Origin of the sequence: Actinospineispora spinosispora DSM 44797, assembly GCF_000429025.1 — a bacterium.
Classification (GTDB): domain Bacteria; phylum Actinomycetota; class Actinomycetes; order Mycobacteriales; family Pseudonocardiaceae; genus Pseudonocardia; species Pseudonocardia spinosispora.
Map to the genome: position 1 here is coordinate 195,207 of NZ_KE386834.1, position 12,617 is coordinate 207,823.

12 protein-coding genes are annotated in these 12,617 nt (G+C 69.5%); 6 read left to right on the forward strand and 6 right to left on the reverse strand.

Features of this window, described 5'->3' with window-relative positions; all coding sequences use genetic code 11:
- The first annotated feature begins 84 nt into the window (after positions 1–84).
- The gene (locus G406_RS0130345) at positions 85–903 is read left to right on the forward strand and encodes an ArsR/SmtB family transcription factor (RefSeq protein WP_028936708.1); all 819 of its coding nucleotides are present in this window, start codon (positions 85–87) and stop codon (positions 901–903) included.
- Between the two features lie 32 nt (positions 904–935).
- Here the strand turns inward: G406_RS0130345 and G406_RS0130350 are convergent, their stop codons facing one another.
- Complete coding sequence (locus G406_RS0130350) at positions 936–1,481, reverse strand: CGNR zinc finger domain-containing protein (protein WP_245607266.1); 546 nt, start codon at positions 1,479–1,481, stop codon at positions 936–938.
- A 76-nt stretch (positions 1,482–1,557) separates the two neighbouring features.
- On the opposite strand from G406_RS0130350, the gene G406_RS50850 reads away from it, so the two are divergent.
- Both G406_RS50850 and G406_RS0130360 read left to right on the forward strand, forming a co-directional pair.
- Positions 1,558–2,766 carry an MFS transporter gene (locus tag G406_RS50850; RefSeq protein ID WP_245607267.1) on the forward strand — a complete coding sequence of 403 codons (1,209 nt, stop codon included), beginning with the start codon at positions 1,558–1,560 and terminating at the stop codon, positions 2,764–2,766.
- 38 nt (positions 2,767–2,804) lie between these two features.
- Entirely contained in the window at positions 2,805–4,127 is a 1,323-nt protein-coding gene (locus G406_RS0130360; protein WP_245607268.1) for an MFS transporter, read from the forward strand.
- Here G406_RS0130360 and G406_RS0130365 read toward each other — a convergent pair.
- Complete coding sequence (locus G406_RS0130365) at positions 4,117–4,503, reverse strand: SCO5389 family protein (protein WP_028936711.1); 387 nt, start codon at positions 4,501–4,503, stop codon at positions 4,117–4,119. The two genes, G406_RS0130360 and G406_RS0130365, sit on opposite strands and share 11 nt — an antisense overlap.
- 264 nt (positions 4,504–4,767) lie before the next feature.
- A complete protein-coding gene (gene sodN / locus G406_RS0130370) occupies positions 4,768–5,178 on the reverse strand; it encodes a superoxide dismutase, Ni (RefSeq protein WP_028936712.1) in 411 nt (136 codons plus the stop codon).
- Between the two features lie 128 nt (positions 5,179–5,306).
- Between sodN and G406_RS0130375 the strand changes: the two genes are divergently transcribed.
- Positions 5,307–5,609 carry a S26 family signal peptidase gene (locus tag G406_RS0130375; RefSeq protein ID WP_342666261.1) on the forward strand — a complete coding sequence of 101 codons (303 nt, stop codon included), beginning with the start codon at positions 5,307–5,309 and terminating at the stop codon, positions 5,607–5,609.
- Here G406_RS0130375 and G406_RS0130380 read toward each other — a convergent pair.
- Positions 5,602–6,852 carry an APC family permease gene (locus tag G406_RS0130380; RefSeq protein WP_037079368.1) on the reverse strand — a complete coding sequence of 417 codons (1,251 nt, stop codon included), beginning with the start codon at positions 6,850–6,852 and terminating at the stop codon, positions 5,602–5,604. The two genes, G406_RS0130375 and G406_RS0130380, sit on opposite strands and share 8 nt — an antisense overlap.
- A 118-nt stretch (positions 6,853–6,970) precedes the next feature.
- A complete protein-coding gene (locus G406_RS0130385; protein ID WP_028936715.1) occupies positions 6,971–7,540 on the reverse strand; it encodes a dTDP-4-dehydrorhamnose 3,5-epimerase family protein in 570 nt (189 codons plus the stop codon).
- A 285-nt stretch (positions 7,541–7,825) separates the two neighbouring features.
- Between G406_RS0130385 and G406_RS0130390 the strand changes: the two genes are divergently transcribed.
- Together G406_RS0130390 and G406_RS50855 are read left to right on the forward strand one after the other, a co-directional pair.
- Positions 7,826–8,989, forward strand: a complete 1,164-nt coding sequence (locus G406_RS0130390; protein ID WP_028936716.1) for an NAD(P)-dependent malic enzyme — start codon at positions 7,826–7,828, stop codon at positions 8,987–8,989.
- A 231-nt stretch (positions 8,990–9,220) separates the two neighbouring features.
- The gene (locus G406_RS50855; RefSeq protein ID WP_156935236.1) at positions 9,221–12,073 is read left to right on the forward strand and encodes a putative bifunctional diguanylate cyclase/phosphodiesterase; all 2,853 of its coding nucleotides are present in this window, start codon (positions 9,221–9,223) and stop codon (positions 12,071–12,073) included.
- Between the two features lie 40 nt (positions 12,074–12,113).
- Here G406_RS50855 and G406_RS0130400 read toward each other — a convergent pair whose 3' ends face one another.
- Positions 12,114–12,590: a cupin domain-containing protein gene (locus tag G406_RS0130400; protein WP_028936717.1), complete on the reverse strand. Its 477-nt coding sequence runs from the start codon at positions 12,588–12,590 to the stop codon at positions 12,114–12,116.
- Positions 12,591–12,617 lie beyond the last annotated feature (27 nt).

A 12,617-nucleotide genomic window follows, 5' to 3' on the forward strand; every position in this document is an offset into this window, starting at 1 on the left:
GCCGGAGGCCACCGCATTGACATGCAGCCGTCCGGCTGCCTATATTTATGCAGCCGGATGGCTGCATGTTTGAGGTGGAAAGCGATGGACGACGTGTTCAAGGCACTGGCCGACGCCAGTCGTCGGCGATTGCTCGACAGCCTCAACGCGCGCAACGGCCAGACCCTGCGCGAGCTGTGCGCTGGTCTGGAGATGGCTCGGCAGTCGGTCAGCAAGCACCTGGCCGTCCTGGAGTCGGCACAGCTGGTGACCACCACCTGGCGAGGCAGGGAGAAGTTGCACTACCTGAACGCCGCGCCGATCAACGCCATCACCGAGCGATGGATTCAGCGGTACGACCGAGCGCGAGTGCACGCACTCGCCGATCTGAAGAGAGCGTTGGAGCAACCCGCGATGACCAATCCCGTGTTCGTCTACACCACCTACATCAACTCGACGCCGGAGCAGCTCTGGCGCGCGCTGACCGAGCCGGCGTTCACCAGCCAGTACTGGGGTGCTGAGCTGAAGTCCGACTGGCAGGTCGGCTCGCCGGTGCTCTGGCGGGACGGTCCCGACCAGGAGTTCCGCGACATGGAGCAGGTCGTTCTGGAGTCCGACCCGTACCGCAGGCTCGCCTACAGCTGGCACCGGTTCCAGCCAGAGCACGCCGAGCACTTCGGCTGGAGCGCCGAACGGTTCGCCGAGCTGGCGCGGGAGAAGCAGTCCAGGGTGTCGTTCGACATCGAGCCGCACGGCGGCGCGGTCCGGCTGACCGTGACGCACGACGACTTCGAGGCGGGCAGCGAGATGTACACCGCGATCAGCGGCGGGATGGACGGCAGCGGTGGCTGGCCCGAACTGCTGGCGGGCCTGAAGACCCTCCTGGAGACCGGCGCGCCTCTCGCCCCAGCCCCCAGCTCGTGAGTGTTGAGTGTGGCCATGGCCACACTCAACACTCACGAGCTGGTCAGGCGGGCGCGGTAGGCGGCGACGTTGATGCGGTTGCCGCACACCTCCGGCCGGCAGTAGCGCCGCCGCCCGGCTCGGCTGGTGTCGATGAAGACGCCCGTGCAGGCCGGGGACGAGCACTCCCGGAACCGGTCGTGGCCGAGGGACCGCAAGGTGGCGAGCACGCCGGTCGCGGTGAGGAGGGCCAGCCGACCGGCGAGCCCGGCGCCTGGTGGGGCGGCGACCTGCCACTGCCATCGGCCGTTGTCGTCCGGTGTCAGCACCGGGGCGACGCCGTTCGTCGAGGTGAGCCGGCCGGCTCGCGCGGCGAGCGTGGCGGCGTCCGGCGCGGTGATCGCGTCGAACAGCTCGGCACGGAGCTGATGCACGGCAAGGACGTCGGCTCGCGCCGAGCGGCCGAGCTGGAGGTCGTTGTCCGCGAGCCACCGGTCCAGCTCGGTCGGGCCGGGGAGTGCGTCCCCGCCACGGTGGATTCCAGGCAGCGTGTTCACCAGCGCGGTGGCGACCGCCGCACCCTGTTGGTAATCGGTCAATAGAATTTGCACCCCTTACCTCCTCGCCTTACTGTCAGAGGTGAAAAGTAATTTTACCCCTGTCGAGGTGAGGGATGTGTCGCGTAGGCCCTGGGTGATCGCGCTCGGTCTGCTCGTCGTCGCGCTCAACCTGCGTGCGGCGTTGGCCGGGTATCCGCCGCTGCTGCCGATGGTGCGTGCCGAGCTCGGGCTGTCCTCGGGGCTCGCCGGAGCGATCCAGGCGGGTGCCGTACTGGCCATGGCGGCCGGCTCGTTCGGCGGGGCGGTGGTCGTCGCACGACTGGGCGCCGAGCGAACGCTGGGCGCGTCGGTCGCGGTGCTCGCGGCGGGCTGCCTGCTGCGCGGAGTTCCCACCGGCGTGACGCTCGCACTCGGCACGGCCGTGGTCGGGCTCGGCATCGGCACCGCCGGCGTGTGCCTCGCCGGCGTGGTGCGCGCGCGGTTCGCGGCCAGGGCCGGTGCGCTGACCGGCGGTTACGTCACCGCCATGATGGTCGGTGCGACCGTGGCCAGCGCGATCGCCGTGCCGTTGTCCGGTGTGTTCGGTGGCTGGTCGCCGACCGTCGCGGTGTGGACCGTCCCGGCGCTGCTCGCTCTGGCGCTCTGGCTGCCGCTCACCCGGCGGATCCCACCGGTCACGACGACGGCCCGGTCCGCCGCACGCTGGAGCCGGTTCGCACGGCGCGGCGCCTGCTACATGGCGGGTACTTCGCTGCTGGTCTACGGCTGGATGACGTGGCTGCCGCCGTACTACCAGAGCCTGGGGGCGTCGCCCCGGCTCGCGGGCGTCCTGCTCGCCGTGTGGAGCATCGCCCAGGTACCCGCCGCGCTGCTGGTTCCGGCACTCGCCGAACGACGCAAGCGGTGGCGGTTCTGGGCATCGTTGTCACTGGCCTCGGTCGCCGTGGGGACGGCAGGCGCGCTGGTTCTCCCGATGCCGCCGCTCGTCGGGCCGTGGCTGTGGGTGGCCCTGATCGGCTTCGGGTCCGGCGCGGGGTTTCCGCTCGGTCTCGCGGTCATCGCCTGGCGCTCGCGCGACTCCGCGTCCGGTGCCGCGACCAGCGGCCTGGCGATGGGTGTCGGCTACCTGGCCGCGGGCTTCGGCCCCCTGGTCATGGGGCTGCTCGTGGATGTGACCGGTGGTTACCCGGCGGCGATCGCGGTATTGCTGCTCGCCGCGCTGGCGCAGGCGCTGGCGATCGTCGGGATCGGTGATCATGATCCGGATCTTGACGAAGTGGTGACCGTCGCAAAGACTTCCGGTGGAGGAATCACGACGCGGTGATGTGACGGTCGATCTTCGAGCTGGGGAGCATCGCTGTGGTGACCGAACCCGAGGCTGTTGTACCCACGTCGAGCCGCGCCGGCCGGGTTCGCTGGATGATCGTCGTCCTGTTGTTCTTCGGCGTCCTGATCAACTACATCGACCGCACCAACATCTCGGTCGCCGGCGGCCCGCTCGGGCACGAGTTCGGACTCACACCCGGCGAGATGGGCTGGGTGTTCTCCAGCTTCCTCTGGTCGTACACGCTCATGCAGATCCCGGCAGGGCTGCTGCTCGACCGGTTCGGGATGAAACCCGTGCTGCGGGTGGCGACCTGGATCTGGGCGGTGGCCTGCGTGCTGACCGCCGTGGCGAGCGGTACCGGCCTGGTAATCCTGTCGCGCGTGCTGCTGGGCGTCGCCGAGGCGCCGGTGTTCCCCGGCGCGATGAAGGTGACCGGATACTGGTTCCCGCGCCGCGAGCGGGGCCTGTCCACCGCGGTGTTCGACTCCGGTCAGCGGCTGTCCAACGTCATCGGGACGCCGCTGGTCGCGCTCGCGGTGGTCGAGCTGGGCTGGCGCGGCGCGTTCTGGACGACCGGTGCGCTGAGTGTGCTGTTCGCGGTCGTGTTCTGGGTCGGCTACCGCAACCCCAAGGAAGCGGTCCGCTCCGGCAGGCTGAGCGAGGCCGAGTACCGCTACATCCGCGAGGGCGGCGCGCAGGACGAGGACGTCGCGCATCCGAACCCGCTGGCGAACCTCGGATACGTGTTGGGCAGGCGCAAGGTGTGGGGCCTGTCGCTCGGCCTGGCCTGCGCCGGCTACACGACGTGGCTGCTGCTCACCTGGCTGCCCGGGTACCTTCAGTCCGAGCTGCACATGGGGGTCCTGAAGAGCGGTCTGTTCACCGCGATCCCGTGGCTCATCGCGGTGGGTGCGGAGTTCCTCATCCCCGGGTGGCTCGTGGACCACCTGATCAAACGTGGCGGACGGGAGACCGTGGTGCGCAAGTCCGTGCTGGTCGCGGGCATGGTCATCGCGCTGGGGATCACCGGTGCCGCGTTCACCACCGACGTCACCGTGGCGCTGTTCTGGATCACCGTCGGCACGGTCGGGATCACGTTGGCGTACTGCGTGTCGAACAGCCTTCCCGCGCTGATCGCGCCGGAAGGCAGTGTCGGCGCGGTGGCGTCGGTGATGAATTTCATCAACACCCTGTTCGGCCTGGCCGCGCCGATCGTCACTGGCTACCTCGTGCAGGCCACTGGAAGTTTCGGCCCCGCATTCATCGTCGCGGGAATCATCATGGCGGCCGGCATATTCTTTTATACCGTTGTTCTGGGCCCTATCGAACAGATTCCGTCGAAAGCACTCAGCAGTTGATCAGCTCGGGTTTCTGGTTGAGGACCTGAGCCCTGGGTGTCACGAAGTCGGCGTACTCGTCAGTAGCGCTGGGGTCGAAGAAGCCGGTCTTGCAACAGTTCTGGAACGCCATGCGGACCCCGAAGCGCCGCTCGACCGCTCCGCGCATCGCATCGCTGCCGACCAGCCGAAACAGCTGTCCCCAGCTGGCCTCGTCGGGCGGCTCGGTGTCGTTGAGCGCCACCTTGTTCCCGGTGCGCGCCATCTCGTCGGCTAGGCCGCTGACGACCGACCACGCGTAGGGCAGTGAGTTCTTGATGCATTCGACGAAGTCGTCATCGGAAATCGGGCCCTGCTGCGCCTGTTCGAGCAATTTCACCGGAACGGTAAGCGACACGCGATCCTCCTGCAGTCGGGAACGAACCCCACCAACGCTACGGACTCCGCCGCTCCAACGGAATACCCGATTAGGGCGACCCTGCCGAATGCATCAATTCGCATATTCGCCTGTGTGCACGTATGGATCTCATGATCACCACCGTCTGGTGGCTGTTTTCGCGCCCGAAAACAGCCATGAGGCGGTGGTGATCATGAAAACCGCCGCGCAAAAGAACAGCGCCATCCAGCGGAGACCGCTGGATGGCGCTGGGTGAAGCGTGGGTCAGGCAGCCTGCTTGGTCTCCCAGAAGATCTTGTCGATCTGGGCGATGTAGTCGAGCAGCTCCTGGCCGGTCGAGGGGTCGTTGGAACCCTTGGTCCCACTCGCGCCGGCGGCCTTGGTGGCCTTGTTGAACAGCTCGTGCAGCTCCGGGTACTTCTCGAAGTGCGGCGGCTTGAAGTAGTCAGTCCACAGGACCCAGAGGTGGTGCTTGACCAGGTCGGAGCGCTGCTCCTTGATCTCGATGGCGCGCGCCCTGAAGCTGGCGTCGTCGTTGCCCTGGTACTTCTCCTGGATGGCCTTTACCGACTCGGCCTCGATCCGGGCCTGGGCGGGGTCGTACACGCCGCAGGGGAGGTCGCAGTGAGCGGTGGCCTCCAGCCGAGGACGGAGAACGCGAGACAGCAGTCCCATTGGTGCTCCTTATGTGCGTTGGTGATCGTTCCGACAGTGCCGACCCTACTCCCGACCCACATCGGTGGCAGGCTCTGTAGCTGGTGTCATGACGCGATCGGGGGTCCTCGACGGTGCGGTTGCGGCGGGTGGCGGTGCGTGGTCCTTCCATGTCGCCGACGGTGCGCGACGGCGACGTGCTGGTCGCCGCGTTCGACGCCCCGGTGCGCCCGGGGGACGTCGTGCTCGTGCGCTGGGCGGCCCGTCCCGAGCAGCTGTCGGTGAAGCGGGCGGTGCGTGCGGTCGGTGACGGGTGGGAGGTGCTCGGGGACAACCCGTACGGCAGCACCGACTCCCGGACGCTCGGTCCGGCGCGGGTCCTCGCCGTCGTCCGGTTCCGGCTGTGGCCGTGGCCCGGGCGGCTGCCGGACCGTCCGCGCCTGCTCAGCTGACCGGGCGACCGGCGAAGCGGCGGTACAGCAGGGCCAGCACGGCCAGCAGCGCCGGAATGACCAGTACTACTCCGGCGAACGGGACCAGCGCGCAGCACATGAGCGTGGCGAGCGCGGCCAGCCGGCGCCGGCGCCCGCGCAGCAGCTTGACGGCCGCGGCGGTCGCCACCAGGTACACGATGATCACCAGCGAGTCCGGGACCACCAGCAGCGTCTCGGCGTCCCAGCCGGCGACGAAGCTCACGGCCAGGCAGGCCACCGCCCAGCCGCCGACCGCGAGCACCGCCGTCCTCGGGACCTGGTTGTCGTCCAGTCGGGACATCGACTCCGGGAATACTCCGTCGCGGCCCAGCGCGTAACCCAGCCGGGAGGTCGCCGCGACGAACGCGTTGGCCGTGCCCAACGCGATGAGCAGCGCGATCAGCGCGGCAGCCACACCCGCCGAGCCACCCAACGCGCTCGACAACAACCGGGCGATGGAGGTCCGGTTGACCTCACCGTCGCCGTAGGTGCCGGTGCCGACCGTCACCAGCGCGATGCCCCCGTACAGCAGCGTGATGAGTCCCACACTCAGCGCGGTGCTGAGCGGGACGGCCCTGGCCGGGTCGCGGAACTCCTCGGACAGGTGCGAGATCGCCTCCCACCCGAAGAACGCGAAGAAGATCGTCACACCGACATGACCGATCGCGCCGAACCCGTGCGGCGCGAACGGCGTCCAGTGCACGGCGGACATCCGGGGCACCGAGACGGCGATGGTGACCAGCAGCAACACCGCGACGAGACCACTGAAGACCAGCTGCAGCCGCCCACTCACCCGCAGACCCCGGACGTTCGCGCCGGTGGCCACCACCAGGATCGCCGCGGCCAGTGCGAAGACGCCCGGCCGGCCGAGGCCGAGGTACGGGGCTATGTAGTAGGCCCCGGTCAGCGCGACCAGGGTCTGCGCGGTGGCGGCCGCGAAGAAGTAGAACCAGCCGGCGATCGTCCCGGCGGCCGGCCCGAACGCCTGGGTGGCGTAGCTCAGTACTCCGCCGGCATCGGGGCTGCGCGCCGCGAGCGCCGCGAACGTCAGCGCCAGCGGGATGCCGAGCAGGCAGTCGAACGCCCAGGACACCAGTGACGCCGGCCCCGCCTGGCTCGCGCCGAGCCCCGGCAACAACAGCACTCCGGCGCCGACGACCGCCCCGATGTACAGCGCGACACCCTGCGGTACCGAGATCGTCCGACGCAGCACCTGGCCCATCCACGGACGATCGCACCCGCGGCGCGGCCCCGGTAGTGGCAGTACTGCCACTATTCGAAGGATTCCTGCCGCGGGCACAGTCGTGAGTGTTGTGGGCTGCCAGGGCAGCCCACAACACTCACGGGTTGTAGCGGGGGAGCAGGCCCGACTCGGCGGCCTCGGACAGGGTGGGTGCGGCGGCGTCCCGGTCGGACAGGATCGGGGTGATGTCGGCCGGCCAGGGCAGTCCGAGTTCCGGGTCGAGCGCCGAGACGGTGTGTTCGACCGAGGGCGTGTACGGGGTCGAGCACAGGTAGCTGGCCACGGTGTCGTCGGTCAGTGCGCAAATCGCATGTCCGAGGCCCTCGGACACGTAGATGGCGCGGCACGACTCGGCATCGAGCAGCACTGCCTCGTGCGCTCCGAAGGTCGGCGAGCCGACCCGGATGTCGATCACCACGTCCAGCAGCGCTCCGCGCGGGCAGTAGACGTACTTGGCTTGCCCCGGCGGGACGTCGGCGAAGTGGACACCCCTGATGACGCCGCGTTTCGACACGCTGTGGTTGGACTGGGCGACCCGCAGCGGCGCGCCGACGGCCTCGACGAACGCGTCCTCCTGGTACGGCGCGACGAACTCGCCCCGATTGTCACCGAACCTGCGTGGTTCGAAGACCCACGCCCCGGTGATCGACAACGCTCGCGTCTCCATGGTCGAAGGCATGGCCGCCACCGTAACGGGGTGTGACACCTGCTTCTTCAGGGGAGACATCCCCGCCTCGAGATGACATACTTGACGTCTACCTGACAGTCGCGCTTCGCCAACTGCCGCGACATCCCGCGATGGGTACGAGGCGCTGTCGGGCACCGCGCTAACGCGACACCTCCGCGAGCACCGGTGCACGGCCAGCGGGCACCGGTTCATCGCCCGCTCCCATGTGATCGCACCGATTTGCCCAAGGGGACAGCTGTGACTATTGCCGAGGAAGACCTGAACTTGACAGACACCGGTCGGGACATCGAGCTCGACGAAATCCTGAAGTCCCACATCGGCGGCAAGCTGACCGTCGTCCCGTCCGTTCCGCTCGGCGGCGCGCGCGACCTGTCGATCGCCTACAGCCCCGGCGTCGCCGAGGTCAGCCGGGTCATCGCCGACGACGCGAGCAAGACCGCCGAGTACACGTGGTCCGAGCGGCTGGTCGCGGTCGTCAGCGACGGCACCGCCGTGCTCGGGCTCGGTGACATCGGCCCGCGCGCCGCGCTGCCGGTCATGGAGGGCAAGTCCGCGCTGTTCAAGGCCTTCGGCGGGCTGAACTCCATCCCGCTGGTGCTCGACACCACCGATGTCGACGAGATCGTCGAGACCCTGGTCCGGCTGCGCCCGAGCTTCGGCGCGGTGAACCTCGAGGACGTCTCCGCGCCGCGCTGCTTCGAGCTGGAGCGCCGCCTGATCGAGGCGCTGGACTGCCCGGTCATGCACGACGACCAGCACGGCACCGCGATCGTGGTCCTCGCCGCGCTGCGTGGCGCCTGCGCCACGATGGGCCGAGAGCTTGCCGGGCTGAAGACCGTCATCACCGGTGCCGGTGCCGCGGGCGTGGCCTGTGCGGACATCCTGATGGCCGCCGGCGTCACCGACATCACCGTGCTCGACTCGAAGGGCATCCTGGTCCCCGGGCGTGCCGGGATGAACTCGGTCAAGGCCGATCTCGCCGAGCGCACCAACCCGCGTCGCCTCTCCGGCGCGGAGACCGAAGCACTCAAGGGTGCCGACGTGTTCATCGGGCTGTCCTGCGCGAAGCTGCCCGAGGAGCTGCTCGCCACCATGGCGCCGGAGCCGATGGTCTTCGCACTGTCCAACCCGGACCCGGAGGTCGACCCGGTCGTCGCCGCTCGCTACGCGCCGATCGTGGCCACCGGGCGCTCGGACTTCCCGAACCAGATCAACAACGTTCTGGCCTTCCCGGGAATCTTCCGGGGCGCGCTCGACGCCGGCGCCACCCGCATCACCGAGCGGATGAAGCTCGCCGCCGCCGACGCGATCTTCTCGGTCGCTCAGGACGATCTCGCGCCGAACCGCATCGTGCCCAGCCCGTTCGATCCGCGTGTCGCGGCCACGGTTGCTCAAGCTGTGGCTAAGGCCGCGACCGAATCGTCCTGATTCGGTTACTCAGACGCACAGCCCGAAGGCCGATTCTCACTCACAGTAGTGTGTTATGGCGCCTTTACCTGGGGAAACTCTGTGACAGTCACAGCTTGTGACTCTTGGTGACGGACCGCTCGGCTTTCCAGTCAATTCGATATCCCCCACTCGTGTGATTCGACCGGATCGTCCTGTGACCACGGTCGTTGAACAGGATGCAACGCCCACCGGGGCGTGAATCTTGAGATCGTGAGGGGACAGCGAGTGGCCGACCTCGGACAGTGGCTCGACCCCCTGCCCGGCGCTGATCAGGCGCCGCGCGGGCGGGCCGGTGGCCGCACAGGTCTGGTGTCGAACCGGGTGCCGTCGCAGAGCGCGGACATCCCCAGCCCGATCCAGGGCTCGGGTCCACTGCCCAAGTCGTCCGGCCGTCCGGTATCGATGTCCCGGCATTCCGCCGAACGGACATCGATACCGGACTCGCCGGCGGCGATGTTCGACAGCGGTATGGGCTCCGGCGTGGGCGCCGGCAACTTCGACCCGGGCACGGTGCGCACCGCGATGCCGGTCCCGCCGCCCGTCGAAGCCCGGCCGGTGGCTCCGGTCGCTTCGGCGGCCACGACGTCGCTGTCGCTGCCCGCCGCGCCGACGATGCTGTGTGACGACGCGGGCCGCATCCAGCGGGTCAACGCGGCGCTGCTGCGCATGGCCGGTCGTGACCCGAGGCAGAAGGGCGCGAGCGAAGGCATCCTCGGCCGGTCGCTCGACCACCTGGTGGTCGGGCCGGACAACGATGCACGGCTGGTCCGCCCGGACGGCGCGCTGGTCCGGGTCAAGGTCATCCGCTGGACGCTGCCGAAGCTCAGCACCGAGCCGGGTGCCGCCGGTGCCTCCCGCGCGGTGATCCTGGTCGACTCCACCGACACCGCGCCGCCGGTCGCCAGCAGGGACAACAACGAGAAGCGCGTCGAGGAGCTGCAGCGGCTGGCGAAGGTCGGCAACTGGAGCTACGACCTGCGCACCGGTGGTCTGCACCGCGAGCCCGCGCTCGTCCAGCTGTACAAAGAGGCCGGCATCGAAGCCGACTCGCAGCCGAACGGCCCGATCGAGCTGGAGCAGGTCGCACTGCTGTGCGCCGCTCTGCGCGACCAGACCCAGCGCGACGTCGCCGGTGACGACACCGACGCCGACTCACACCACGTCGAGCACCGCACCGCGCCACCCACCGAGCGCGTCTTCAGCTGCCAGGCCAGGGTCGAGCGCAACGCCGCCGGCACGCCGATCCGGCTGGTCGGCACCGTTCAGGACATCACCGAACGGCGGATGGCCGAGCAGCGCATCGAGCGGTCCACCCAGCGCTACCTGGACCTGGTGACCATCGCGCCGGTCGGCGTCGCGGTGTTCAACCGCACCGGTCACCTCGTCGACGCCAACGCCGCGCTGTGCACACTGCTCGGCTCTCCGGGCGACCGCCTGCGCGGTGTGTCGGCCCGCAGCCTGTCGGTCGAGCCCGCCGGGGCCGATGACCTCGCGTTCCTGCGGCAGGTCAGGCCGGGTGCCCCCAACGGGTACCGGATTCCGGAGTACGCGGTCCGCAGGGCCGACGGCACCTCCGTGTGGTGCGAGCTGTCCGTCACGGTGTCCGTCGGCGACGACGGCCGCCAGTTCTGGCTGGTCGTGTTCACCGACATCTCCGAACGGCGCAGGGCGGCCGACGTGCTGCGTATCGCCGGCACGCACGACGAGCTGACCAGGCTCCCCAACCGGTCCGCCGTCAACGCCCGGATCTCCGAGCTCCTCGCCGGCCCTGACCGCAACAAGCTGGCCGTGCTGTGCTGCGACCTCGACGACTTCAAGCGGGTCAACACCGCGCTCGGTCACGCGGCCGGCGACCAGGTGCTGATCATGATGGCGGCCCGGCTGCAGCGTGAGCTGCCCGTCGGTTGCTCCCCGGCACGGCTGTCCGGCGACGAGTTCGTCGTGGTCTGCGACGACGTCGACGCGGTCGGCGGGGTCTCCAAGCTGGCCGAGACGGTCGCCGCGCTCGTGCACGCGCCGTTCGAGGTGGACGGTCAGGCTGTGCGGGTCTCGGCCGCGATCGGCGCGGCGACGCCCGCCGACGGCTCGAGCGGCACCGACTCGCCGAAGGGCATCCCGACCGCCGAGGACCTGCTGCGCTTCGCCGACGCCGCGATGTACGACGCCAAGCAGCGCGGTGCCGGGCAGCTCGCGCTGCTCACCGCCGAGGCCGCGAGCAGCGCGAACAACCAGCTGCGGCTCGAGGACGAACTGCGCGAGGCCATCGCCAACGACGAGCTGGTGCTGCACTACCAGCCGGTCGTCGGCGCGGACGGCGCGGTGCGTTCCGCCGAGGCGCTCATCCGCTGGCCGCACCCCGAGCGCGGCATGCTGTTCCCCGGAGCGTTCATCCCGGTCGCCGAGCGCGGTGGGCTGATGCGCGAACTGGACCGCTGGGTCCTGCGTACCGCGGCGAAGGAAGCGGCCACGTGGCCCGCGCACCAGCGTCGACCGGTCGGTGTCGCGGTCAACCTGGCCGGACTGCTGCCCGGTGACTCGGACTTCCTGCCCGCTGTGCGGTCCGCGCTCGCCGAAAGTGGCCTGGCCAGCGACCGGCTGGTGCTGGAGCTGGTCGAGACCAGCCTGGTCTCACTGCCGCAGCGCACGCTTGCCGCGATGAGCGAGCTGTCCGACATCGGCGTGCGGTTCGCGGTCGACGACTTCGGCACCGGCTACTCCTCGCTGTCCCGGATCAAGGAGCTGCCGGCGCAGATCGTGAAGGTGGACCGCACCTTCGTCAACGGCATCAGCACCGACCCCGCCGACTTCGCGGTCGCCAGGGCGGTCGTCCAGATGGCGTCGGCGATGGGCCGCTACACGGTCGCCGAGGGCGTGGAGACGGCCGAGCAGTTCTACGCGCTGCGCGAGCTGGGCGTCGACGCCTACCAGGGCTGGCTGTTCGCCAAGGCGCTCGCGCCGGACGCGTTCCGCGAGGTGCTGGCCGGGCCGGCGATGCCGATCCCCGACGGAGAGCCCGGCCCCCCGCCGGATGGCCTCTCCACCCAGGCACTCCGTACCCCGTGACCCCCTTCTCCGCGAGTCGGGGCATTCCGCGCCGCGGAATCTAGCGACTCGCGGGGGTTGGGGTCTCGTACTCGATGTGGTACTTCGCGGCTATCGGGTTGATCTTGGCCGGGTCCAGTCGGCCGTCGGTGAGGACGCTCGGGCCCGCTTCGACGAGGTCCTCGACGTAGCACTCCCAGCCACCCGGCGTCGAGATCTGCAGCACCCGGGGTGGGGGCGTCGAGCCGCGACGCAAGGCGTGTGGCACACCTCGGGGGAGCACCGCGAACATTCCAGGTCCGGCGCGATGGGTGTGGTCCTCGAAGTCGATCTCCAGCACCCCTTCGAGTACGTAGATGCACTCGTCGGCCTCGTGGTGGACGTGGCGGGGGATGTCGTGGGCGAGTGTCACCTCCAGCAGGGACAGGCGTCCCTCGGTGTCCTCCGAGCGAGCCTTCACCGCGAAGGCGGGCGGTAGGGGTACGCGGCCCGGCCGCTGCTCGTCGCCTTCCAGCAGGATGAATCGGGTGTTCTCCATGGGGCTCCTCCACGACTAAACGGAATC